This window comes from Carnobacterium maltaromaticum DSM 20342 (genome assembly GCF_000744945.1).
Taxonomy (GTDB): domain Bacteria; phylum Bacillota; class Bacilli; order Lactobacillales; family Carnobacteriaceae; genus Carnobacterium; species Carnobacterium maltaromaticum.
The window spans coordinates 1,384,434-1,408,462 of the sequence record NZ_JQMX01000001.1; the positions used below are offsets into that span (position 1 = coordinate 1,384,434).

23 protein-coding genes and 1 other RNA gene are annotated in these 24,029 nt (G+C 32.7%); 6 read left to right on the plus strand and 18 right to left on the minus strand.

Annotation, left to right across the window (positions count from 1 at the left end):
• Positions 1 to 31: 31 nt before the first annotated feature.
• Positions 32 to 1,570 carry an ABC-F family ATP-binding cassette domain-containing protein gene (locus BR77_RS06725; RefSeq protein WP_016356355.1) on the minus strand — a complete coding sequence of 513 codons (1,539 nt, stop codon included), beginning with the start codon at positions 1,568 to 1,570 and terminating at the stop codon, positions 32 to 34.
• Positions 1,571 to 2,372: 802 nt separating this feature from the next.
• Between BR77_RS06725 and BR77_RS06730 the strand changes: the two genes are divergently transcribed.
• On the plus strand, positions 2,373 to 3,467 hold the full coding sequence (locus BR77_RS06730) for an acyltransferase (RefSeq protein ID WP_016356354.1): 1,095 nt from the start codon (positions 2,373 to 2,375) through the stop codon (positions 3,465 to 3,467).
• 406 nt (positions 3,468 to 3,873) lie between these two features.
• Here BR77_RS06730 and BR77_RS06735 read toward each other — a convergent pair whose 3' ends face one another.
• The 5 genes from BR77_RS06735 to BR77_RS06755 form a co-directional block, all read right to left on the minus strand.
• On the minus strand, positions 3,874 to 4,416 hold the full coding sequence (locus BR77_RS06735) for a restriction endonuclease (RefSeq protein WP_015075791.1): 543 nt from the start codon (positions 4,414 to 4,416) through the stop codon (positions 3,874 to 3,876).
• A 372-nt stretch (positions 4,417 to 4,788) separates the two neighbouring features.
• A complete protein-coding gene (locus BR77_RS06740; RefSeq protein ID WP_015075790.1) occupies positions 4,789 to 6,240 on the minus strand; it encodes a 6-phospho-beta-glucosidase in 1,452 nt (483 codons plus the stop codon).
• 66 nt (positions 6,241 to 6,306) lie between these two features.
• A complete protein-coding gene (locus BR77_RS06745) occupies positions 6,307 to 8,154 on the minus strand; it encodes a beta-glucoside-specific PTS transporter subunit IIABC (RefSeq protein WP_015075789.1) in 1,848 nt (615 codons plus the stop codon).
• Positions 8,155 to 8,395: 241 nt separating this feature from the next.
• A complete protein-coding gene (locus BR77_RS06750; protein ID WP_015075788.1) occupies positions 8,396 to 9,289 on the minus strand; it encodes a MurR/RpiR family transcriptional regulator in 894 nt (297 codons plus the stop codon).
• Positions 9,290 to 9,323: 34 nt separating this feature from the next.
• The gene (locus tag BR77_RS06755) at positions 9,324 to 9,704 is read right to left on the minus strand and encodes a MerR family transcriptional regulator (protein ID WP_010050969.1); all 381 of its coding nucleotides are present in this window, start codon (positions 9,702 to 9,704) and stop codon (positions 9,324 to 9,326) included.
• A 125-nt stretch (positions 9,705 to 9,829) separates the two neighbouring features.
• On the opposite strand from BR77_RS06755, the gene BR77_RS06760 reads away from it, so the two are divergent.
• Positions 9,830 to 10,147, plus strand: a complete 318-nt coding sequence (locus tag BR77_RS06760) for a carboxymuconolactone decarboxylase family protein (RefSeq protein ID WP_010050968.1) — start codon at positions 9,830 to 9,832, stop codon at positions 10,145 to 10,147.
• A 21-nt stretch (positions 10,148 to 10,168) separates the two neighbouring features.
• Positions 10,169 to 10,969 carry an MBL fold metallo-hydrolase gene (locus BR77_RS06765; RefSeq protein WP_080639174.1) on the plus strand — a complete coding sequence of 267 codons (801 nt, stop codon included), beginning with the start codon at positions 10,169 to 10,171 and terminating at the stop codon, positions 10,967 to 10,969.
• A 40-nt stretch (positions 10,970 to 11,009) separates the two neighbouring features.
• Here the strand turns inward: BR77_RS06765 and BR77_RS06770 are convergent, their stop codons facing one another.
• The 4 genes from BR77_RS06770 to BR77_RS06785 all read right to left on the minus strand — a co-directional run bounded on the left by BR77_RS06770 (position 11,010) and on the right by BR77_RS06785 (position 13,962).
• A complete protein-coding gene (locus BR77_RS06770) occupies positions 11,010 to 11,990 on the minus strand; it encodes an aldo/keto reductase (RefSeq protein ID WP_015075786.1) in 981 nt (326 codons plus the stop codon).
• Between the two features lie 264 nt (positions 11,991 to 12,254).
• Complete coding sequence (locus BR77_RS06775; RefSeq protein WP_010050964.1) at positions 12,255 to 13,001, minus strand: SDR family oxidoreductase; 747 nt, start codon at positions 12,999 to 13,001, stop codon at positions 12,255 to 12,257.
• 22 nt (positions 13,002 to 13,023) lie between these two features.
• Positions 13,024 to 13,362: a cyclophilin-like fold protein gene (locus BR77_RS06780; protein WP_015075784.1), complete on the minus strand. Its 339-nt coding sequence runs from the start codon at positions 13,360 to 13,362 to the stop codon at positions 13,024 to 13,026.
• Between the two features lie 30 nt (positions 13,363 to 13,392).
• Complete coding sequence (locus tag BR77_RS06785; RefSeq protein ID WP_015075783.1) at positions 13,393 to 13,962, minus strand: DapH/DapD/GlmU-related protein; 570 nt, start codon at positions 13,960 to 13,962, stop codon at positions 13,393 to 13,395.
• Positions 13,963 to 14,088: 126 nt separating this feature from the next.
• Between BR77_RS06785 and BR77_RS06790 the strand changes: the two genes are divergently transcribed.
• Both BR77_RS06790 and BR77_RS06795 read left to right on the plus strand, forming a co-directional pair.
• Complete coding sequence (locus BR77_RS06790) at positions 14,089 to 14,958, plus strand: LysR family transcriptional regulator (protein ID WP_015075782.1); 870 nt, start codon at positions 14,089 to 14,091, stop codon at positions 14,956 to 14,958.
• Between the two features lie 224 nt (positions 14,959 to 15,182).
• Complete coding sequence (locus tag BR77_RS06795; RefSeq protein WP_010050956.1) at positions 15,183 to 15,479, plus strand: bacteriocin immunity protein; 297 nt, start codon at positions 15,183 to 15,185, stop codon at positions 15,477 to 15,479.
• A gap of 409 nt (positions 15,480 to 15,888) precedes the next feature.
• On the opposite strand, the gene ssrA is transcribed toward BR77_RS06795, so the two are convergent.
• The 7 genes from ssrA to BR77_RS06825 all read right to left on the minus strand — a co-directional run bounded on the left by ssrA (position 15,889) and on the right by BR77_RS06825 (position 21,880).
• Positions 15,889 to 16,255: a transfer-messenger RNA gene (gene ssrA, locus BR77_RS18655) on the minus strand.
• A 129-nt stretch (positions 16,256 to 16,384) separates the two neighbouring features.
• Positions 16,385 to 17,161, minus strand: coding sequence for a Cof-type HAD-IIB family hydrolase (locus tag BR77_RS06800; protein WP_010050952.1), 777 nt, complete (start codon positions 17,159 to 17,161; stop codon positions 16,385 to 16,387).
• Between the two features lie 193 nt (positions 17,162 to 17,354).
• Positions 17,355 to 18,023 (minus strand): histidine phosphatase family protein, encoded by a 669-nt coding sequence (locus tag BR77_RS06805; protein WP_010050950.1) that lies wholly within the window; start codon positions 18,021 to 18,023, stop codon positions 17,355 to 17,357.
• Positions 18,024 to 18,206: 183 nt separating this feature from the next.
• Positions 18,207 to 18,824, minus strand: coding sequence for a class I SAM-dependent methyltransferase (locus BR77_RS06810; protein WP_015075779.1), 618 nt, complete (start codon positions 18,822 to 18,824; stop codon positions 18,207 to 18,209).
• Positions 18,825 to 18,946: 122 nt separating this feature from the next.
• Complete coding sequence (locus BR77_RS06815) at positions 18,947 to 20,152, minus strand: NAD(P)/FAD-dependent oxidoreductase (protein ID WP_035064382.1); 1,206 nt, start codon at positions 20,150 to 20,152, stop codon at positions 18,947 to 18,949.
• Positions 20,153 to 20,485: 333 nt separating this feature from the next.
• Entirely contained in the window at positions 20,486 to 20,863 is a 378-nt protein-coding gene (locus tag BR77_RS06820; protein WP_010050946.1) for a DUF1149 family protein, read from the minus strand.
• Between the two features lie 108 nt (positions 20,864 to 20,971).
• On the minus strand, positions 20,972 to 21,880 hold the full coding sequence (locus BR77_RS06825) for a prenyltransferase (protein WP_015075777.1): 909 nt from the start codon (positions 21,878 to 21,880) through the stop codon (positions 20,972 to 20,974).
• Positions 21,881 to 22,167: 287 nt separating this feature from the next.
• Between BR77_RS06825 and BR77_RS06830 the strand changes: the two genes are divergently transcribed.
• Positions 22,168 to 23,154 (plus strand): polyprenyl synthetase family protein, encoded by a 987-nt coding sequence (locus BR77_RS06830; RefSeq protein ID WP_015075776.1) that lies wholly within the window; start codon positions 22,168 to 22,170, stop codon positions 23,152 to 23,154.
• 83 nt (positions 23,155 to 23,237) lie between these two features.
• Here BR77_RS06830 and arr read toward each other — a convergent pair whose 3' ends face one another.
• Positions 23,238 to 23,651, minus strand: a complete 414-nt coding sequence (arr, locus tag BR77_RS06835) for an NAD(+)--rifampin ADP-ribosyltransferase (RefSeq protein WP_015075775.1) — start codon at positions 23,649 to 23,651, stop codon at positions 23,238 to 23,240.
• Positions 23,652 to 24,029 lie beyond the last annotated feature (378 nt).

A 24,029-nucleotide genomic window follows, 5' to 3' on the forward strand; every position in this document is an offset into this window, starting at 1 on the left:
TTATTTTTATTCATTAGCCAAATGATACTTTTTATATAGATTCTTGCTCAATTGAGATTACTTTATCTGTCCAATCCCGATAAAATTTTTCTTCATGGGAAACAAGTAATACCGTTCCTTCAAATTTTATTAAAGCTTCCTTTAAAGCTTCCTTGGCTTCCACATCTAAATGGTTGGTTGGTTCATCCATGATTAAAAAATTGACCGTTTTTAAAGTAAGAATACATAATTTCACTTTTGCCTGTTCACCACCACTTAACGTTGCAATTCCTTGCGTCACATGTTTATCATTTACACCACATTGAGCTAAATGACGACGAATTTCTTTAACCGTTAATTTTGGATGCGCATCAGAAACAACTTGGATTGGCGTTAATAAGCCATTCTCCCAAGCCAAATCCTGTTCATAATAACCAACTTTTACTTGTGGTGAAAATTGAAAACCACCAGCCAAAGACGAATTCATACCAACTAAAGTTTTAAGCAATGTCGATTTACCAATACCATTAAAACCAGTAATAACAATTTTTTGATTGCCTAAAATCGAAAAATTTAAATGACTCAACAGAGGGTGATCATACCCGACAGACAACTGATTAACCGTCAAAACTTTGTGTGAAGCCAAAGGAACTTCTTTAAATTTAATCGTCGGTTTATGGGTAAAGCTCGGTTCAGTCAGACGTTCCATACGCTCCAAATGCTTTCTACGTCCTTGTGCCATCTTCGTATTGATTCCCGCAATATTCTTCCGAATAAACTCCTCAGTCTCTTTAATTTTCTTTTGCTGTGCGCCATACTGCCTAACGTAATCTTCTCTCAAATGTTCTTTCTGTTTTAAGAACTCTGAATATTTACCATTGTATTTTTTTATGGTTCCAAATTCAATATCACAAATACATGTCGCAATTTTTTCTAAAAACTCATAATCGTGTGAAATTACAATAAAGGCTCCTGAAAAACCTGTTAAATAGTTTGCCAACCATTCAACATGCTCTTTATCCAAAAAGTTGGTTGGTTCATCTAACAAGAGAACATTTGGCTCTTCTAATAATAATTTTGCTAAAATAACTTTGGCACGTTGCCCACCACTCAATACTTTCATTTCTCGATTGACACCAATTACATCTATCCCTAATCCAACAACAATCTTATTAATAGTGCTTTCAATCGAATAAAAGTCATGAATTTCAAGTTGTTCTTGGCACTCTGCTGCTTGTAGCAATAACTCTTCATTGCCAGAAATAGCACTTTCTTCATAAAGATTTGTCATTCTTTTTTCAATTTCAAACAATTTACTAAAGGCTAATTGTAAATAATCTGCTACTTTCAACTCTCTATCTACATCAGCATATTGATCTAAATGACCTATTTTTACATTAGATTGCCATTTAATACTGCCCTCATCTGGAATTGTTTTCCCAATAATAATATCCATTAATGTACTTTTACCGGCGCCATTTTGACCCACGATTCCCATATGGTCATTCTTAAATAAATTAAATGCACCATTCTCATATAAAACTTTATCTGCAAAACTGTGTGATAAATTTTCAACTTTTAATAAACCCATTTTAAATTCCCCTTTTCTACTAAAAAAAAGCAGAAGAAAACGTATCGTTCATACGTTGTCCTTCTGCTTTTGGTTCAAATTTCATTTGCCAAAAAATACAAAAACAAAGGACCCAAGACAATAGCTTTGTCTTGGGTCCTTTAATCTATATATTCTTCAGCAAATAGTTCCACTCAAATAAGCCTAATTTTTAGACCTATTTTCAAACTATTGGCTGATGAATATGAGAAGTCTAAACTTCTCGATTAAGCTCCATACAACGCTTCATCAAATCAAGTTGTAGGGAGCTAAGTCTCGTAATAAATGGTTCTGGTTTAACGCAATACATTTTATGCACCTTCCTTAATTGGCACTTTATCACAGAATTTTATGGAAGTCAATACTGTCTCATTGGTATTTTTTATGGGAGAACAAATAAATTATATATGAACAATCCGCTATTTTTGACTTATTCTCCAACAAAATAATGTTTTGTTCCTAATTTGACATTTTTATAAAAAGAAGATGGCTAACATTGTATGATTATTTAACCATGCTATTAAATTTGAAATGACAGATAAAAAAATAAGCCAGCCCAGAGCAATATAGTAGGCATATTTAATGACCATAAAAATACAGATTAAGTCTATTATTAAATAAACTATCGATTTTTTCATTTTAAGCATATGTTTTCCCTATTTCTTAAATAAGATCTTAAAAAGAACTCCTATACATAAAAGAAACTTTTTTGGTCTTGATTGCTATGAAGGTTTAGGTTTATACTAATGTAATATATGACTTTAATACAAAAGGAGAATAATTAATGTACATTACGTTATATGCAAGTTTTTTAATTTTATTTTTTATTTTTTTTAAGAATAAAAAAATAAAATTGCCTGAAAATTCACATAAAAAAGATCCTACAATTGATTTTGTTAAAGTTCTTGCTACAATATTTGTTGTTACTGTCCACCAATTTGGTGATATTGGTTACTATGACCAAAACTTAAATCGTTTTACAATGATACTAAGTTCAGTATTTTTTGAAATAGTATTAACAGGAGTACCAATTTTTTTAATTATTTCAGGATTTTTATTATATAAAAAAGAAGCTACAAAACAATACTACTTCAATATTTTTTACTTTTTAATACCAGCATCAATCGGCATATTTGTAGCCAATATATTTTGGGCTGTACATGAGCAAAGCTTACTTGTATTTCTTAAACCATTACCATATTATGTACCTTTATACACAGTTTTGTATCTAATTGCCCCGTTCATTAACCTTATATTAAAAAAAGTTTCTAAAAAAGGGATTTTATGTTTACTTTGTTTACTTATTCTCGTCATTATCAGTCCTGACTTACTATTATTAAACTGGGATTACTCACTATTATATATTCATAGAAAAATTGCAAGACTAACTTATCCCATTATGTATTATACTTTAGGAGCATTAATTCATAAATTCGATTTTAAAGTTGGGACAAAAAAACTCATCTTAATTGCTTTAATAACTATATCCGTTACAGTTTATGAAAAATTCATTTTACTATTTAACCAAAATCCAAGCTATATTTTTGGATATTACAATGGTCTTCCAACAATGTTATTAGCAGTGGTAGTCTTTTTATTATCTCGTAATATTAACTTTAAAAGTTCTATGCAAAGAGAATTTTTTTTAAAATTTTCAAAACTCTCTTTATACTTTTATTTGTTATCAAATGTCTCTGGTAGATTGATTAATGAATTCATAGTATCTCACATGTCTTATAATTTGAACTTTTTTGAAATGCCATTATGGGTGGTATTAATCATAGCATCCTCTTATCCAGTTATTATAATTTGCTATTCCTTAAGTGGAAGTGTAACAACTTATCTGAAAGAAAAAACCTCTCAAAAAAACAATATTTAGTTTTTTTGGATTCCTAGTATTTTTCTATTATTTTGTATAAAAACGAAAAGAGTTGCAATCGGATTTAAATCAACCCATATATTTCTTTTCGTTTATTAAACATATGGAGTTAGGAATAAAACAATAGCCAACTGCTACGAATTGTAAATCGGAGATTCGATGAGAGATTAAAAAAAGCCAGTGAAAGAATATATATTTTACACAATTAGGTATAAATAATGAATACATTGTTTTTTATTATTTAAAAATGTTAATAACAACCTGAAAGATACTCTTAAATACAAATGACACTGTTATAAGACTCTTTTGAACCAATTTGTTTGCTTTTTTGTTCTTTACAATTTTAGCAAAAATAAAAGCTTCTCAAACTTATTTTGAATGAGAAGTTTTTAGATAATAAAATGTACTATTTTCCTTTGATTTTCGGATAGGTCTTACTATTCTTCAACATCTCATGTAATTCATCTCTATCAACAAGGGTTACTGAAGTAACTTCTGCTAATTCAATTGCTGATTTTGTAAAGTAACTATTTGTCGCTACATATACTTTATCTAAACCATAGTAGCTTTTACCTGCGTGAGCTTCTTGAACAGCTTTATTTCCAACAGGCTTACTATACCTTTTGCATTGGAACCCGACCAATTTATCATTTATAGTAGCAAGAACATCTATCCCTTGGTCGCCACTCCCTTTAGTGATATCTGCATCTAAGTATCCTAGCTGCCTAAGCATAATTGCAAAACATGTTTCAAACTCCCATCCGTCCATTTGATCTATTTCCTGCAAATCAAAGTCTCTTTCTAATTCTTCTTCATACGCTCTTTTATTATCCCTTATATTAAAGTACGTAGAAATTAACAAGGATATAGCCAGAATGCCTAACATAAAAAATAATAATGGAAAAAAATAAGAAGGTAAAAAATCTCCAGTATCATTATATGTATTCATAAAACACTTCCTCACTTTTAGTATAAGTATAATCTTAATTGAATCAATTGTTCAAGTATAATTTTCATTCCAAAGTTATTAAGAGAACTTTACTATGACCATATTTCATTTCAGCTAACTTTGTTACTAACGAAAAGAAGCTTTTTAGTTGGTATATTAGTGAGGATGAAATGAGCTTTAATAACGTGATTGTATTTATGAGTCTCTAAAAATGTAACGAATTCAAATTAAATTGGATTTTTTAGCATTTCACCTTATTTGATTATATTCTACAATTTAAATAATTAAGCAATGAATATACTTGCAAAAAAAACAACCATACTAAAATTTTTCAGCATGATTGATTCTTTTATTTCTACATGAATCTATTTCTTACTTTTCAATATTTAAATTTTCGCTAGACAGATTCTCACCATTTGTCTCAATTACTTGCTGATACCAATAAAAAGATTTCTTTTTAGAACGCGCCAGTGAACCATTTCCTTCGTCATCACGATCCACATAAATGAAACCATAGCGTTTACTCATTTGTCCAGTACTAGCGGCAACTAAATCAATACATCCCCAAGTTGTATATCCAAGTAATTCTACACCATCAATTTCTACCGCATCTTTAAAAGCTTGAATGTGTTCTCGTAAATAATCAATGCGGTACTCATCTTCTACATAACCATTACTATCCGGTATATCTATTGCACCTAAGCCATTTTCAACAATGAATAAAGGCTTTTGATAACGATCATATAATTGATTTAGCGAATTTCTTAAACCTAAGGGATCAATCTGCCAACCCCATTCAGTTGAGGGTAAGTTTTTATTTTTTATTGAAGCAAAAATGTTACCAGTTGATTGCTCATAATCTTCTGAATGCGCACTCACGGTCCGTGAACAATAATAAGAAAAAGTCACAAAATCAACTGGTGAGGCTGCAAGGATTTCTTTATCCCCTACTTCCATCACAATATTTAAACCTTCTCGTGCTAATTTTTTCAAGGCGTAATTTGGGTATTTCCCCCTCGCTTGGACATCAATAAAAAAATAACCTTCGCGATCACGGTTAATCGCTTCTTGATAATCTTCTGGGCGACAAGTATATGGGTAATGGCTACCGCCTGCTAACATACAGCCAACCTGATTTCTTGAATCAACCTCATGGGCAATTTTAGTTGCTAAGGCACTTGCCACAAGTTGATGATGAGCAGCTTGATATTTAATTTCTTCCTGATTTTCACCTTCTTTAAAGATAATTCCTCCACCAACAAAAGGTTGATGTAACAATATATTGATTTCATTAATGGTTAACCAATACTTAACTAAGCCTTTATAGCGTTTCAAAACTGTTTCAGCATACCGTGTATAAAATTCAATCAACTGACGGTTCTTCCAACCACCATACGTTTTAATCAAATGAATGGGTACATCAAAGTGAGCAATTGTTACTAATGGTTCAATTTGATGCTTTCTTAATTCTTTAAAAATACTTTCATAGAATGCAAGACCTTCCTCATTTGGTTCAGCATCATCTCCATTAGGGAAAATACGAGACCATGACAATGACATTCGATAAACTTTAAAACCCATTTCCGCAAATAATTGAATATCTTCCATATAACGATGGTACATATCAATTGCTTCTTTTGCTGGATAATAATAGCCATCCTGCCAATCCAGCATTTCTAATTCACCTAGAGCAACTTTTTTACGATCTTCACCACAAGGTAATACATCAATATTAGAAAGCTTTCTACCGCCTTCCAATACGCCACCTTCAGCCTGGTTCGCAGCTGTTGCTCCACCCCATAAAAAATTTTTATCTAATGTCATGTATTGACAGCTCCTATTCATTTTTATTCAACATGCAAATTTTAGCGATTCTTTATTTAAATTTTTTTATACTTTAACTATTAATACTTCTTCGTTATTGAGTAATTTCCCTTTATTAGTCAATTCAATTGACGAGTACTGTGGACTATTTGTTATAACAACTGGGACTTGAGTTTCATAGCCTGATTCTTTAATTTTTTCTAAATCAAAATTTAAGATTGCTTGTCCTTTTTTGACTGTTTGCCCCGGCTCTACCAAAGTATCAAAATATTGGCCTTTTAACTCTACAGTATTTAATCCTACATGAATCAAAAGTTCTATTCCTGTTTCTGATACAAGCCCAATCGCATGTTTTGTTGGAAAAACTGCTTCAATTTTCCCATTAAATGGTGCAATTACTTTTCCTTCAATTGGCTCAATAGCAAATCCCTTTCCAAGAGCACCAGAAGCAAAGGCTCCATCCTTTACTTCATTCAAAGGAATTATATTTCCTTTAATCGGATTACTAACTGTTGCATCTTCTAAAATAACTTCTTTAACGGATGGTAAATCTACTTCTTTTTCAAATTTGAAACTTAAAATATAAGTTAAAACTGCTGAGACCACTGCTGAAATTAACAAAGCAATCACGATATTCCAGAAAAAAACCATCGAATTATCGCCAATATAAAGTAAAATTGCAGGCAAACCTGATGAGCCGGTTGCAAAGCGGTGTGTATTGGTTAATCCAGCATATAAACCACCTGCTCCACCACCAATCATAGCAGCAACCAATGGGTATTTTTTCGGTAAATTCACACCATATAATGTTGGTTCAGTAATACCCATATAAGCAGTAATTGACCCAGAAACAGCCAACTGCTTCATTTTTTTATCTTTCGTTCTAAAAGCAACTACTGCTGAAGCAGTTGCTTGAGCAATATTTGAGCAAACACAGCCTGGTCCAAAAATACTATCATAACCAAGTTCTGCCATTTGCATCACGCCTAACGGAGCCACACCATTATGAAGGCCAAACATTACCATAATTGGTAGAAAACCACCAATCAAGACAGCTGGTACCCAACTTGCGTTCATACTTAAAAACATAAAGAATCCTGCAAGGTAACCGCCAATAATACTACCAATTGGTCCTAGAACTGAAAATGCTAATGTTCCCATAATTAAAAATGTCAGCATCGGTACAAAGACTAATTCAACTGATTTTGGTATCACACGATTGAGGAATTTTTCCACATAAGACTGAACCAAAATAATTAAAAGAATTGGAATAACAGATCCAGTATATGTAGCTAAATTGAAAGGAATAATATCAAAAAATTTAACTGGTTCCCCTGCTGCAACTAATGTGCCCCAATTTGGATGCATCATCATTGCTGCGACAGATGCTGCCAAAATTGGATTACATCTCAACTTTTGAGCAACTGTGAAAGCTAACATCATCGGTAGGAAGAAAAAGACGCCGTCCGCAAATAAGTTCAATAAATAATAGGTTTGTGATTCTACAGAAACAATTTTAAAAACAACTAGCAATGCTAGAACAGCCTTCACCATACCAGCCCCAGATAATGCAGGAATAATTGGTTGGAATGTACCAGCTACAAACTCAATAATGATATTAAACACACTTTTTTTATCTGATGGTGCCTTATTTTGTTCACTAACATCAACTTTCTTATCAATTTCTTCAAAGACATCTTTCACATGTGTGCCTATTACAACTTGATGAACCCCAGCGTTAACCAAATAAGTTGCTACTCCATCTAGTTCCTCAAGTTCTTCCTTATCTACTTTTTGCTCATCTATTAATTTAAAACGAAGACGAGTTTGACAATGATACGCATCTGAAATATTTTCTTTTCCACCTAACTTCTCAACAATTTCTTGAGCTAATTTTTCATATTTTTTACTCATGGATTTCTCCCTTCAATGTAACAAGATCCTATTTTGAATAACCTGGTTATTCAACTCTTGTTTATAATCGAACTTTACCACTTATTGATAACGTTTCCAATAGTTTCAAAACATATCGAAACATATTCCATAAAAAACCAAAATAAGCTACTTTCACTGAAATTCATTTCACCCTTAAGTCTTTTATTTACAAAATAAAAAAGCATTCAGAAGATTTCACTCTTCTAAATACTTAATCATGCTAAAATTTTTCAGATAGCTCTTTAAAGGTTGCTTGCCTTTTAGACTCTAATAATTTTGAATTTGAAATTTTATTCTTTTTGTTGACTTCATAATCAAGTGAAAATACTTTTGCAAATAAAGCATCCAGAATAAATAAAATTGATTCTTGTGTCGCAAAATTAGCAATCTTAGAGTATAATTTTTCTTTACTAGAAATATTGAGTATGACATCTGAGTAATCCCTTAAGTAGTTTTCACCACCACTTGTAATACTAATGATTGGTACAGAATTTTTCATTAATAACTTTACGTTACTCGTTGGATTGTCATCATGACTATTTCCTGAATAAGAAATCATAATTGCACAATCTTTATCATTTAATGTTTGAGTAATAACACCACTTTCACCAGAATTTGCCATGATTGCTTTTTTTTGAATGGATAACAAGTTTCTTTTAATGAGTTCACCATAATAATAGTTTGGGCTCGTCCCATAAATCACAACACTATCAGCACGATGGAGAAGTTCTGCCGCCTTATTAAGATCTTCTGCTACAATCAAAGAAACAGTATCTTTGATACTCTGAATTTTCAAAGTAGCAATGCTTTCAATAATTTCTAATGTATCATGTTGCGCTGAAAAAGGAAAATTTGGATCAACATCTAAATAGGCATTGTCATCATGATAAGCTACTTCATGGCTAAAAGCATACATAAATTCCTTCCAGCCAGAATATCCAAAGTATTTAGCAAATCGGACTAAGGTTGGTTTAGACGTAAAAGTTTGTTTGGCAATCTCTTCCATTGTATAAGATTTTAGTTGATCACGATTTTCAAGAATAAATTCGCCTATCACCCGACGAGCATCATTTTGTTTAAAGACTGCTTCTTCAATTTTTTGAAAAAGATACATTTTCATTAACCTCCATTTTAAACTAGTTAAGTTTTTATTCTGTATATAGATTTTCACTAGACTGCTTGATTTTATAATTGTAATTCTCGATTTTCTTTTCTAATTTAGCAACAGTTCCATTAATTGTGGCCTGTTTCTTTAAAAGTTTCTGATATTCATCCATCAAAATTTCTTTTCTTTCAATTAAAGTTTCTTCACCAATTTGATACAACTCTGAATATTTTGAAAGAGAATGAATGGATAAACCTGAATCTCTCATGCATTTAATAAATTCAACCCACTTTAAATCCTCTTCTTGAAAATCTCTTGTTCCTGACTTGTTACGGGTAATTGCTGGCATTAATCCTTGACTTTCATAGTACCTAATCGTAGCTGGTGTCATATTATATTTTGCTGCAACTTCTGAAATATTCATAGCAACTCATCCCTATTCTGTATTTTAAGTACTTGTTCCATCTATCTTACCAATATTTCCTCTTGATTTAAAGTGCACTTTATAGTGTATACTTTAAGTAGATGTATTATGAGGAGGTTTTCAATATGGAAAAAATTACAGCAGGACGTGACCAACTCGGTGAATTTGCACCAAAATTCGCTGAACTAAATGATGATGTTTTATTTGGACAAGTTTGGTCAAGAGAAGATAAGCTTAACCCTCGTGATCGCTCAATTGTTACGATTACTGCCTTAATTTCTGGTGGTAACTTTGAGCAGTTAGTCTTTCATATGGGAAAAGCAAAAGAAAATGGTGTGACTAAAGAAGAGATATCCGAAATCATTACTCATCTTGCCTTTTATACTGGATGGCCAAAAGCTTGGTCAGCTTTTACTATCGCTAAAGAGATTTATGAAAAATAATTATTTTGGAGGGAGAAAATGATGAACAAACTACCACAAGCAACACCACCAAAAACAATTCCTTTTGGCCCAGAAGCTTTTCAAAAAAGTAATCATACTGAAATCAGATGGCTGGGAAATTCAGGTATATTTTTAAATAGTAGAGGCTATTGCATGATGGTCGATCCAGTTTTAGAGGGCTTCGATTTACCTTTATTGATTGATATGCCAATAAAAACAGATCAAGTGCCACATTTAGATAGTATTCTTATCACCCATTCAGACAATGATCATTTTAGTATACCAACTTTAGAAAAATTACTGCCTTTGACAACGGCTCTCCACGCACCAAAATATGTAGCGGGCTTGGTCAAAGAAAAAATAAATCATGAGGCAATTGGTCATGATATACATGCTTCTTTTGATGATGGTCCCTTAAAAATAACTTTAACACCTGCTGATCATTTATGGCAAAATGAAAGTAAAAAATATGATCGTATCTTTAAATTAGAAGACTTTTGCGGATTTTGGATTGAAACACCCGATGGAACCTTATGGATTCCTGGAGATTCCAAATTGTTGCCATCCCATTTAGAAATGCCTGAACCTAATGCTATTCTCTTTGATTTTTCTGATAATGAATGGCATATTGGCTTAGATAACGCGATTAAACTTGCTAATACCTATCCAAATGCTGATTTGATTTTATCTCATTGGGGCACAGTTGATGCTCCTCAAATGAATGTTTTTAATGGAAATCCAGCTGACCTACTTCATAGAGTAGACAATCCTGAAAGAATCCAGATAGTTGCTGCTGGAGATGTTTTTATTTTAGAAAAATAAAAAAGAACTTCCCATTCATTAATGAATGGGAAGTTCTTTTTTAAGCATGCCCTATTACTTTATGAGGAATATAAGGTTCCTCCAAATAAAGAATGTCTGCTTGGCTTAATTTGAAATCCACAGCTCCTACAGCTGTTTCAATATGGTTCATTTTAGTTGCACCAATGACAGGTGCCACTACAGGATTTTTTTGAAGTAACCATCCTAAGGCAATATTAACTTTATTCGTCTCATATTTAGCTGCTAACTCAGCCACTCGATCTATAATCATCTGATCTTTGTCAGCCGTTTCATCATATTTAGCTTTTTGTGCATTATCTGTAGTGCTTCGTTTGGTTACTTCTGTAGCGCTTCGAATTAATCGACCTGATGCCATTGGACTATATGGTGTGAGTGCAATTTTTTCTGAAAGACAATAAGGTATCATTTCACGTTCTTCTTCACGATAAATCAAATTTAAATGATTTTGCATTGAGACAAATTTTGTCCATCCATTTTTTTCTGCTATATTATTTGCTTTTTGAAATTGATAAGCATACATCGCAGAAGCCCCTATATATCTTGCTTTTCCAGCTTTAACAACATCATTTAATGCTTCCATTGTTTCTTCAATTGGTGTAAATGGATCCCAGCGATGAATGATATATAAATCTACATAGTCAGTTTGCAAACGGTTCAAACTTTGATCTATTTGAGACATAATAGCTTTTCTTGATAATCCTTGTCCATTTGGACCATCAAACATTTTTTGATGAACTTTTGTTGCTAGTACAATTTCATCCCGATTTGCATAGTCTTTCAATGCTTGACCTAAAATTTCTTCACTTCTACCTAAAGAATATACATTTGCAGTATCAAAAAAGTTGATACCAAGTTCTAGTGCTCTTTTAATTAGCGGTCTACTATCTTCTTCTTCAAGGACCCATTTATGAATCCAATTTTTAGGGTCTCCAAAGCTCATTGTACCTAAGCAAATCCTTGAAACATCTAGACCAGTATTTCCTAATTTTGTATACTCCATTTTTATCATCCTCTCAGTCTCGTACTTGTTCTGTTATATATTATACAACTTAAAGTGCACTTTAATGCAAGGGTTAAAGCTTAATCCAATACTCTTTAATTTTCTAATTGATTTGATACAAACAATTAGAGCAACTATACATCAAACCAGTTTTTTGCTAGAATACCATAATTAAGATTGGTACCAATTTCACTTTCTCCATGAAATAAAAACCGAATCTTAGCCTTGATTCGGTTTTGGTATTTCATTTAAATAAGCAATAAATTACCAGGGTTGACTAGTTGGACCTACAGTAAACTCATTGATATTCACATCTTCTGGTTGATCAATTGCATAAGCAACAATGCTTGCAACTCGTTCTGGTGCAATACCATATTTATCGTATAAACTAGTCATTCCCTCAGCCGTTTTTGAGTCTGTAATTTTATCAAGTAGCTCTGTATTAATTGCAGCTGGATAAATTGTTGCTGTGCGAATATTAGTTCCTTCTTGCGCCGATTCCATTCGTAAGACTTCCATCAAATCACGAATCGCCCATTTCGTTGCCCCATAAACAGCACCGCCTGGATAAGCTTTAAGTCCTGCTACCGATGATGTAGTCAGTACATGTCCCGACTTTTGCTCAACAAAGTAAGGTAAGACTGCTGCCAGACCATTTAGTACCCCTTTAATATTGATATCAATCATTTGATCCCACTCATCTTCTTTAAGTGCAGACAATGGGGAATTAGGCATGATACCCGCATTTAAAAAGATAACATCTACTTTTCCATAAGTCTTAATAGTAAAATCTACCAATTTTTGATTATCAATCCGTTTCGTTACATCTGTTACAAAATAAACTGCTTCACCTGAATTTTCTTTAATTTTTTCAACAATTGTTTGTAGTTTTTCTTCTCTACGTGCTGCTAATACTAATTTTGCTCCTTTTTGGGCTAATAAAATTGCTGTTGCTTCTCCAATTCCTGATGAGGCTCCTGTAATAATTATTACTTTATCTTTAATTGACATTATTTTCGCTCCTTTGTTACTTTTATTTTACTAATATGACGTTGATTGTTTCTATTTCTGAAATGAAATCGAGTTGATCAACTTCCTTAACTTTGCCTATTTTAGTATATGAGTAATTGGTAGAGAATGTTTTATAAAAGAGGACAAGGCAATCTGAACCATAAAGCATAATATCTCCTTTTTTAATTTCATCTACTTTTTCTTCCTGTGTTGGCAATATTTCTGAAAAATAAGCATATTTTTCATTGCCATGTAAATCATTCATTTTTAGATTTATTGGAAGTCTAGCAATTAATTCTTTTGTTGCTTGATTAGATACCAATTCAATTTGAAAGAGTTGCTTGCCGATTATTATATTCATAACAGTTAGCTCTCCGTTTTTTTATATTCCTTACTCTTCTTCAATCTCTCGAACTACTTTGGCTGGACTTCCCACCACAATAACATTATCCGGAACATCCTTCGTTACGGTTGAATCTGCAGCAACAATCGAATTTTTTCCAATTGTAACCCCAGGTAAAACAGTCACATTTGCCCCAAGCCATGCGTTCTTCTTAATATAAATTGGCTCTACTTTAATTCCGCGTCTTTTTTTAGGAGAAATCAGGTGATTCACTGTAATTAATCTAGAACCTGGACCTATCAATACTTGATCTTCAATCGTAATGCCACCTAAATCGACAAATGTTACATTTTGATTGATAAAAATATCTTTTCCAAATCTGATATGTTTACCGAAATCACTATAGAAAGGTTGTGAAATTTTTACCGATGAGTCAATTTTTTGACTTGTAATTTTCTCTAGATGTTTTAAAACTTCCTCATTAGGATAATAGTCTGCATTTAACATCATTAGCAATTGCTCATTATTTTTCTTCACTGAATGGATTTCTTCAAATAAGGGTGAATCTTTTACTATTTCTTTTCCTATAATCTTCTGTAATAAACTTATGTTTGACATTTCTTTTCCCCTCCTTACATATTTATTAAATTTCTACTATCTAAATTATACTTGAATCAGTTATACTTAACTAATACCAATAAAACATGGTTAACTATTCTTTTTAGCTATAGGAAGGAGTATTAAATGGAACTACGCGTGTTAACTTACTTTTTAACTGTTGCAAGAGAGAAAACAATTAGTAAAGCGGCTGAAGTCTTACATTTATCTCAGCCAACTCTTTCAAAACAATTAAAAGAATTAGAAGAAGAGTTAGGTGTCACACTATTTATTCGCGGAAATCGATTTATCACATTAACGGAGGATGGCATCTATTTAATGAATAGAGGAAAAGAAATTTTATCTTTGGTTGAGTCAACAACAACGAACCTTATTAAAAATGAAGTGATTAGTGGAGAATTAACGATTGGCGGTGGGGAATCACAAGCATTTGATTTTCTTAGTCGTATTTTACATGGACTTAGGAACGATTACCCAGAAATTAATATCCACCTTTACAGTGGAAATGCTGATGATGTATTGGAAAAAATTGATAAAGGGCTTTTAGATTTTGGACTCGTTATCGACCCCGTAGAAAAACAAAAATACGAATATATCCGATTACCTTTAGTTGATTCGTGGGGAATTTTAGTCAATAAATCACATCCTATAGCTTATAAAAAAACAGTCACACCAAAAGATATTCAACAAACTCCTTTGCTTATTTCAAATCAATCTTTTGTTGATAACCAGCTTTCTGAATGGTTTGGAGGAAATATAGAGCATCTGAATGTTATTGGCACATATAACCTACTTTATAATGCTTCATTGTTGGTAAAAGAGGGAGTTGCAAGTGTACTTTGTATTGATGGTATTGTGAATACGGCGAATACAAACCTAACCTTTGTTCCCTTTTCTCCCCCGTTAACGGCAAATATTAATATTGTTTGGAAAAAGGGCCAAATATTTTCAAGTGCTTCAAAGGAATTTCTACGTTTACTGAAATTATTGGTTTAGTGTTCTACTTGATTAAGTCAATATTTCATACATTTTCCTAAAACATTTTGCACTTTTTATATTTGTAAGTTACATTTAAAACAAAAATAAATATATAAAAATATTTTTTTATAGTCTTAGGAATTATGTTATACTAACAAAAATAGGTTAGTTTCAACATGATGTAAAGAAACTTATACTATCAACTAAAATCATAATTATATATAATTAAGGAGTGATATTTTATGGGTAAGTTAAAATGGTTTTCTGGAGGAAAAGAACGATCAAATCAGGCAGAAAACATTATCACTGATTTATTAGATGATTTAAAAACAGACTTAGACAATGAATCGCTAAAAAAAGTGTTAGAAAATTATCTTGAAGAGTTAAAACAAAAGGGCGCTTCTGTTCCTCTGATTTTAAGTCGAATGAACTTAGATATTTCTAAAGCAATCAGAAATGATGGCGTTACTTTATCTGACTATCAATCAAAAAAACTTAAAGAGTTGACTTCTATCTCCAATATTAGATATGGATATTAGTACTGCTTATACCTATATAACTCCTACTATCTTAATTAAATTTGATCTATTTACTTTAAATCGGCTTATAAAAGTTTACGACTAGTCATAAAAATAGTTAAGAAAATAATGCCAGTAAATATGCGTCAAAATGATTAGGTCATAGTAAATTATTACAAGTTTAACTATTTATGAAGGTATTTTAAGCAGATTAGAAAAAAGTGAATCAGATTCTGTCAATTCACTAATAACAAAAATAGAATTTTTATGAAAATTCTTAAATTTAATTTCAGTGTACAATTAGTGTACTGAAATAATTAAAACTAACTATTATTTTAATTTCCCTAAAACAAAAAAACCTATTTAAATCGTTGTTAAATCAACGTTTTAAATAGGTTTCATTTTTAGGTTATCATCTAAAATAACCACAATATGGAGACGAGGGGAGTCGAACCCCTGTCCAAGCATATCGGCACTTAGACATCTACGTTCATAGTCATGCTATTAAGGTTTCGCTGAACATTAGCCGCCTAACAGGCATCATGCATCGCTAGTCTGATAATCTCTTCTAAACTTTACAGACGGAAAAATTTAGCGTATCCCACTTATTATAGGACCCTTACCCGAGCACATGGGCGATGCCGGGAGGATCTACGTCAACTGTTTTTAGGCAGCTAGAGCGTAAGAGTTATTATTGTTTTTAGCAGTTATATTTAACTGGTAACGTTTTTGCGTAGACGTAACCTACGAAACGCAATCCAAGCTCGACCTACACCTGTCGAATCCGTAACGCCCCCGTAAAAAAGCTGGGTTTAGTTTGAACGGATAGGAATGACCTTGTGTCTTCCTAAAATACTCTCTGTTCCTATTCTAACACGAATCATCATAAAAAAAAAGCAGAGATATTTTTTCTCTGCTAGTTTTGTCTAGATTAAATTGAAATAGTCCAAACCTTTAACAATTCCACCATCAATATTGCTTGCCGAAATAAAACTAGCTCGCTCTTTTAAAGCAGCAATTCCATTTCCCATCGCTACTGAATAATCTGCCACTTGAAACATTTCTAAATCATTAGGTCCGTCACCAAAAGCATAGGTTGGCACAGATTCTAACCCCATTGCTTTTTGCAATTGCCGAATCCCGGTTGCTTTTGAATTGCCTTTAATAATCGTATCCATACTAAAGGGAGTATTGCGATAAAAAGAAAATTCTGGAAAAGAGGTTCTAAAATAGTCATCATGACTTGGATCTTCATTTAAAACTAATGCCATAAAAATGTCATCTACTAAATGAGCTTTTGGATCTATTTCAGGAATATCTGCATGAATAAAAGCATATGCTCTGTGGAGAGTCTCATTTTCTACACTTGTTTTCACCCATTTATTTGTATAAAATGATAGCCCTAGCTCACGTTCATCCGTTGCAGCTTTTAAGCGTTTTAACGATTCGCTTGGCAAAACATTGCGATACACTTCGGTGCCTTCATAAGTAATAAACTGGCCGTTCATTGAGACACTAGAATCAATTCCAGTCGCATCCGCAATATGCTCAAATTCAATATTCGTTCGTCCGGTCGCGATAATTGGTACTCCACCCTTGGCTTTAACTGCCTCTAAGGCCTCAACTACTTCCTCTTCAACTTCGGAATGTTGATTTAATAGAGTTCCATCTAAATCAAAAAAAACTAATGCTGTTGGTTTCAACTATATTCCTCCTTAATAAAAGTTTGTTGAGCCGGTTAGGCCTGGCAGAAAAATAGGGAAATTTGATGTGGCGCTTTTTGCCACCTCAAAATTTCATCTTTTTTCCGAAGGACTGGCTCATAAAAACTAGCCTAAATCAATTCTTATAACTAGAGAAAAGCGCTAGGAATTACCCCTAACGCTACATTTATTTCTATCTAAAATGTCCTGTATCATTAAAGCGCTCTAGGTGATACTGGCCATCATGATAATTCACGACTGAAACGCTGGCATTGTCAACAGAAGTCGGCATTTCTAATTCAGGTACAATTCCATTTAACAGATTCCGAATCGTATTTCCATGAGCGACAATCAAAATATTTTGATCCGTCTCACGATGCTTTTCAATCAGTTGCAACATGCCTTTTTCAACACGTAACCAAAAAGTTAAAAAATCTTCTGCATCATGTAAGGGATCAGCTGCTTTTGTCCCATCCATTCGATCTGCTAAAGTCGCTTTTTCACGCATCTCATCTGCTGTTTCATAACCTAATTCCTTACTAATTGTTGCCCAGCTTTCGTCCACATCAGAACCTTCAAAAGAGCCATAGAATGCTTCTCTAAATTCAGGCATTTCTTGAATTTTTAAATTACGTGAAGTGAAATTTTCTTCTAATAAAATCTCTAACGTTTCTTTCGTCCGACTTAAATCACTACAATAAGCAGCATCAAAACGAATATCCGATAAGCCTCTGCCGCTTCTAATCACAGTAAAACGACCATCTTTTGTTAACGGAGTATTTGACCACCCTTGCATTTTCATATAACGATTAAAATAAGTTTCCCCATGTCTGACAAAATAAAATGTACATCCTTTTCCCAAAATAAATCTCCTCCAGTTTCTAAAAACCATACGCTTAACTACTAAAATACTTACATTGAAAATAAAATGCCTCTATAAAAAGCAACTTGAACTTATTTCCTACCTTTACTATTGTAACAAACTGGCAAAGTTTTGCTAGCTTTTTTTAGAAATAATTATCTTAATACTACATGGTGCGCACTTCTAATCGTTTAAAACAGGCTTAGCTGCATCTAAAATAAAGAATGAGGCATCCTGATTCATAAAAATATTCTTCCCATGATAAAATATTTCAGCATTCGATTCTACAAATCCAATTTTTCCCATTAGTTGAATGAGCTCTTGCTGTTTAAAGCCATTATGAACTTTATCTGAATTAACCTGTTCGTTATAATCAAAATCAACAATCAACAAATGACCATTCGGCTTTAATAATTTATATAAATTTGATAGTAAGGGTTGAATATCTTGTACATGAAGAAGCACTTGTACTAAAAAGATATAATCTACTTGTATATCACTATTTGACACCTCTTCAATATCTAAAAGAAGGGTTTTAGCATTTTTAATAGTAGCCTGTTCAATTTTTGTTTCCACAACCTCTACCATACTTTGAGAGGCATCCGCAAAAAGAAGTGTCTCAAAATCAGCTACCAATTCCAGTCCAACTAGGCCTGTTCCACAGCCATAATCAATCGCTGTTTTATCTTTTCCATTCACAATATGCTTTTGGATTTCTTTAGCTGTGATTTTTGCAATTTCACTTCTCTCAGGTGTATCGTACTTACTAGCTACTCGATTAAATACATCAATATTCCCCATCTTGCACCCCGTTTTTAAATTTTTCTACTTAGTTAAAAGTATAGCATATTACTCTATAAAATATAAAAAAACAACTCCAGAATCTCTCTAGAGTTGCCTAGTAATGCTATAATCTACTTATTTTAATGGTATAAATCAAAACGACCTTTACTAAACATAATCTTTAATCCACCCGTTTGGCTTAATGAACGGTCCTCAATTACTTTTTTCATCATTGAAGCTGGATAGCCTTTTAAGTTAGCCCCTAAGACTTCACCAATCGCTTCATTATTTCCAATTGAACAAACTGAACCTTGCGATTTAAATGTAAATGGAACTATCGGTTGATTATTCACCTTAGCAACTAAATTTGCCACTGCTGCATCTGCTTGTTTTAAAGCAATTTGAGCAGTCGTTGGATAAGGACGATTATTTTCTGGGTTCATAACTGCTGAACAATCACCAATTATAAAGACTTCTGGATAACCAGGAGCAGTTAAATCAGCTTCAACCATTACGCGACCACGGCGCTCTTCAAATCCAGAACCGCCAACTACGCTACTTCCTTTAACACCAGTTGTCCAGACAATCGTTTTCGCTTTAATTGATTTGCGCTCTTCATTTTCTTCATAAATAACAGTATCAGCCGTTACCTCTTTAATTGGTGTACCAACTAAGAATTTAACGCCACGATCTTTAAGTTTTTGAATGCCATAAGTTGATAGTTTTTCAACGAACATTGGCAACAATGTTGGCATAGCTTCAATACAAGTTAATTGAATTTTATCTGCTGGTAAATTATATTGTTTGATTAATTTTGGCATTTGCTGAGTAAGTTCACCTAAATACTCAATACTAGTGAAGCCTGCTCCACAAACAACGATACTTAATAAAGCATCATCTTTGGTAGCTTCATATTGTGCAAATTGGCGATGCATATGTTCTTTAATAGCTACAGCCGTATTGATATCAACCATTGGCAATGCATATTCATCTACTCCAGTAATACCAAAAGATTCTGACTCAAATCCAAGTGCAAAAATTAAATAATCATATGAAATCAGTCCAGTTTTGTCTAACTCAACTGTTTTGTCATCCTTATTCACTTTAATAACAGTATCTTGAATAAAAGTTGTTTGTTTCGTATCTACAACATCTTTAATTGCGAAACTAATACGTTCTGGCGGATTTGCACCACTTGCAACTTCATGTAAATAAGTTGCTTCATAATGATACTCATTTTTATTCACAAGGGTAATTTCAGCATTAAGATGTTTTTTCTGCAATCCTTTCAGTGCACGTAAGCCACCATATCCAGCACCTAGAATGACAATTTTCATTTTATCCATTAAATACACTCTCTCTCTTTTTCATCATACTTTTTACGATGTTTGTTTAGTAAACCGTAGTTAGTATACAGCGTTATAGTAAGCAAAGTCAACTAGATAGTTTGTGAATATTTGTACATAAATACTAATTTAACAACATTTCACTTAGATTATTATTCACGAACTTACCGAAAAACAAGAGGTCACTGTTATCTTAAACAACGTTAGAACAAAATAAAATAGTGATTTCACAAGCTTTGTAGACTTAGGCTATCTATAATAAGCACTATTTTTTATTCTTAGAAATAAAAAAATTCCTCACTTACTCAAAAGAATAAGTGAGGAAAAAATATTTTATTCAAAGTTTAAAGCGAAGCCTGGTTCATCAAAAGCTATTTCAGTTACTTCATACGTTAAACGTTCAATATATTTAATTAAAGGTCGTGATAATTCACGCATATCTTCAACAGCTATCTCACTTGGTACACCAAAAAATTCTGGTATTTGGATAATTTGGCTGATTTGTCCATCAATCTTAAAACGTTCCAATTGCAATGCAAAAGGGACTTCCATACGAAACATTTTTCCTTCTTCCAAAATGCCTTTATCTGCTTCTTCTGTAGGTACAACTTCATTAATTAATACTTCAACTTTAGTTTCTGCTGCTGATGATCCTGTAGCAAGTTCAAAATTATATTTTTCAACTTGAATTTGACCTCTTAATACGTTCATATTGTTGTGGCTCCCTCTTGTTCTTTAATTTATTTAACCATAGTTATATTATCTCAGTATTCACAGTATTTATCAATAAATATTTTTGTTTATAAATTCCAACTTCTTTTAAAAATTTAACCAAATTCCTAGTGCAAATGTTAGCACTTGTAACGAAGTAATTGCAGCTAAATTTTGAACGGCATACACAAATGTTTCTGACTTAACTTGCTTAGCTAAAAATCTTTTGGTATTTTTGCGTACTAATGGAATCGCTACTAGAGTGAATAACATCATTTTTGGATAAATACCTAGCCAGACCGCAGTGATCAAAGCTGCAAATGCTAAAATATACAACCATTTAAATAAAGATAAGGCATTTTTCTTACCAATGTAATGCGGTAGTGTATAACGCTTATTTGTTCTATCTTCTTCCAAATCACTAATATTATTCGCTAACATTAAATTCGCAATCGCAAACATATTTGGAATTGAGGCAAATAAGATAATAAGGAACGTTCTTAAGTCAAAAGTCATAACGTTGTAGGCATTGACATAGATACTAATAATGTAAATCATAAAACCCATTGTAAAACCAGAAAACAGTTCTCCAAGTGGCATACTAGAAATTGGCTTTGGACCAGATGAATAAAATATTCCAACAAAATAACAATACAGGCCCATATACAATAAAGGTAGCCCTGTTTGTTTAACCAAGTATAAACCCAATCCAGCTGAAACAACAACCATCAAAATAATTAGCGTCGCTACTAATGGCATTGGGATTTTTTCTCTCCCGATAACATTGACTTCTTCTCGATAATTATGTTCTTTTGAAGCTTTTTTATAATCCATATAATTATCAATCGCATCAACTGCCATATTAAATAAAAACATCGCAATAAAAAATAAGACTAAATTGATTAAATGTAGCTCTTCATAATGGTACCAAGCAAAGAGAATCCCCATAAAATAAGGTAAAATACTCGCAGTTTTGGCCTGCATTTCAACAAGTTCTAAAAATGTTTTAAATTTCATAAAAACCTTCCTTTTTCTATAATAAACTAGATTTATCAGCCTCTTAAATATGCAGTGAAGCCTAGCTAAAGTCAAGGAAAATCATTTACGTTTTTTTGAAATTATGAATTTTCCAACTTTTTAAACAACAATCATTGACACTTGGTCTGGAATACGATAAATTTAAGACTGTTACTAGCCAAATTATAAATAATCATTCCTATTTAATAAATAGAGTCGATAAAAAGTCTAGCTAGTTCTGTACTCAAATAAGCTCAGGATTAACTCCTATTGAAAGGACCTCAACTATGCCGATTCATCCAATGTGGGAACCGTTCCCTGAAATCAAACATGATTTAGCAGAGACCTACGATGTAATTGAGAAAAAAGTCCGCATTCGAAATAAAGATATTCAACAAACCATCAATGATTTATTGCATTCTGGTGGAAAATTATTACGCCCTGCATACTTTATTCTCTTTTCACGATTTGGTTCCCTTGATAAAAAAAACCATAAAAAAATTGTATATACTGCAGCCTCACTAGAGATTTTGCATATGGCTACTCTTGTTCACGATGACGTTATCGATGATTCACCTACACGTCGTGGCAGTCAAACTGTCCAATCCCAATATGGGAAAGATATTGCTGTCTATACTGGTGATTTTCTGTTTGCCGTTTATTTTGGTTTAATTGCTGACTCAATCGATTCTTTTTCAACACTTAAACTAAATGCCTTTACCATGAAGCGGATATTAATTGGTGAGCTTGATCAAATGCATTTACGTTACAATACTGAAGTGACTCTTCGCCAATACTTACGTCGTATTACAGGTAAAACGGCGCAACTTTTTTCTTTAAGTTGTTTTGAAGGAGCTAAAGTTGGCAAAGCAGACCTTGCTGTGACAACACTTAGCTATCATATTGGCCATAATATTGGCATTGCTTTTCAGATTTTAGATGATATTTTAGATTATACTGAAAATAGTGAAACGCTAAAAAAACCAGTTCTTGAAGATGTCAAACAAGGAGTCTACTCACTGCCTTTAATTTTGGCTATGAAAGACCATAAAAAAGAATTTGAACCTTATTTAAATAAAGGTGCATCTATGGATCAAGTTGACATTGCTGCTATTCTAGATTTAATTAGACGCTATAAAGGTGTTGAACTAGCAAAAGACTTAGCAGAACGCTATACGAATAAAGCTTTAAAATCCCTAGAAAAATTACCAAATCAACCAGAAAAAGAAATTCTATGCACCTTAACAAGACAGTTACTAAATCGAGACCATTAAGCATAACCCCTTCGTCATTTTATCCGAAGGGGTTATTTATTTTATTCACATTCTAAAATCAGCTACTATCTAGCAAGTTTTGTCTAGTCGTCTATTTCAGCCAAACCAGAATTCCGTAAAGATTCTAAATTAGTCAGCATCGTATTTATACTTTCTTCAGAGTGTCTTTCCCAAGAAGCAAGCTCCCCAACTATTTTCAAAAGCCCCATCGTTCTATAAGATCGGGTTGGGTTTCCCGGGAATTTTTTATCCGTCAGGTTTGGATCATTTTCAAACTCACCTAGTGGTTCAACTAGATAAATCCGTTCTTTTAAGTCAGCTCCTACAGCCAATTCTGCTCCCCATTTGGCAGCATCTAATGTCCCAGTAAAGTAAATATAATTTGAAATTCTCTTTTCTTCAAAATTTGATTCGTGCTTAGGCTCTAAAAACTCTCCTATCGCTAGATTTGCCTTTGTTCCATGAAAAAAAGGCCCTTTGTCTAATACTTCTTCCATACCTATCTACTCCTTAATAAAAAGTTTATTGAGCCGATTAGCTCTGGCAGAAAAATAGGGAAATTTGATGTGACGCTTTTTGTCACCTCGAATTTTCATCTTTTTTCCGAAGAGTTGGCTCATAAGAACTGGCCTTAATAAAAAGTTTATTGAGCCGATTAGCTCTGGCAGAAAAATAGGGAAATTTGATGTGACGCTTTTTGTCACCTCGAAATTTCATCTTTTTTCCGAAGAGTTGGCTCATAAGAACTGGCCTTAATAAAAAGTTTATTGAGCTGATTAGCTCTGGCAGAAAAATAGGGAAATTTGATGTGACGCTTTTTGTCACCTCGAAATTTCATCTTTTTTCCGAAGAGTTGGCTCATAAGAACTGGCCTT

Excerpts from the sequence above, each read along its gene's own strand:
- BR77_RS06765 (WP_080639174.1), top strand. The coding sequence starts at position 10,169 with ATGAACAAACTACCACAAGCAACACCACCAAAAACAATTCCTTTTGGC.
- BR77_RS06735 (WP_015075791.1), bottom strand. The coding sequence starts at position 4,416 with ATGAATACATATAATGATACTGGAGATTTTTTACCTTCTTATTTTTTT.
- BR77_RS06725 (WP_016356355.1), bottom strand. The coding sequence starts at position 1,570 with ATGGGTTTATTAAAAGTTGAAAATTTATCACACAGTTTTGCAGATAAA.
- arr (WP_015075775.1), bottom strand. The coding sequence starts at position 23,651 with ATGGAAGAAGTATTAGACAAAGGGCCTTTTTTTCATGGAACAAAGGCA.
- BR77_RS06815 (WP_035064382.1), bottom strand. The coding sequence starts at position 20,152 with ATGGATAAAATGAAAATTGTCATTCTAGGTGCTGGATATGGTGGCTTA.
- BR77_RS06810 (WP_015075779.1), bottom strand. The coding sequence starts at position 18,824 with ATGGGGAATATTGATGTATTTAATCGAGTAGCTAGTAAGTACGATACA.
- BR77_RS06825 (WP_015075777.1), bottom strand. The coding sequence starts at position 21,880 with ATGAAATTTAAAACATTTTTAGAACTTGTTGAAATGCAGGCCAAAACT.
- BR77_RS06750 (WP_015075788.1), bottom strand. The coding sequence starts at position 9,289 with ATGTATCTTTTTCAAAAAATTGAAGAAGCAGTCTTTAAACAAAATGAT.
- BR77_RS06760 (WP_010050968.1), top strand. The coding sequence starts at position 9,830 with ATGGAAAAAATTACAGCAGGACGTGACCAACTCGGTGAATTTGCACCA.
- BR77_RS06790 (WP_015075782.1), top strand. The coding sequence starts at position 14,089 with ATGGAACTACGCGTGTTAACTTACTTTTTAACTGTTGCAAGAGAGAAA.
- BR77_RS06730 (WP_016356354.1), top strand. The coding sequence starts at position 2,373 with ATGTACATTACGTTATATGCAAGTTTTTTAATTTTATTTTTTATTTTT.
- BR77_RS06820 (WP_010050946.1), bottom strand. The coding sequence starts at position 20,863 with ATGAACGTATTAAGAGGTCAAATTCAAGTTGAAAAATATAATTTTGAA.
- BR77_RS06830 (WP_015075776.1), top strand. The coding sequence starts at position 22,168 with ATGCCGATTCATCCAATGTGGGAACCGTTCCCTGAAATCAAACATGAT.
- BR77_RS06795 (WP_010050956.1), top strand. The coding sequence starts at position 15,183 with ATGGGTAAGTTAAAATGGTTTTCTGGAGGAAAAGAACGATCAAATCAG.
- BR77_RS06775 (WP_010050964.1), bottom strand. The coding sequence starts at position 13,001 with ATGTCAATTAAAGATAAAGTAATAATTATTACAGGAGCCTCATCAGGA.
- BR77_RS06770 (WP_015075786.1), bottom strand. The coding sequence starts at position 11,990 with ATGGAGTATACAAAATTAGGAAATACTGGTCTAGATGTTTCAAGGATT.
- BR77_RS06745 (WP_015075789.1), bottom strand. The coding sequence starts at position 8,154 with ATGAGTAAAAAATATGAAAAATTAGCTCAAGAAATTGTTGAGAAGTTA.
- BR77_RS06785 (WP_015075783.1), bottom strand. The coding sequence starts at position 13,962 with ATGTCAAACATAAGTTTATTACAGAAGATTATAGGAAAAGAAATAGTA.
- BR77_RS06780 (WP_015075784.1), bottom strand. The coding sequence starts at position 13,362 with ATGAATATAATAATCGGCAAGCAACTCTTTCAAATTGAATTGGTATCT.
- BR77_RS06755 (WP_010050969.1), bottom strand. The coding sequence starts at position 9,704 with ATGAATATTTCAGAAGTTGCAGCAAAATATAATATGACACCAGCTACG.
- BR77_RS06740 (WP_015075790.1), bottom strand. The coding sequence starts at position 6,240 with ATGACATTAGATAAAAATTTTTTATGGGGTGGAGCAACAGCTGCGAAC.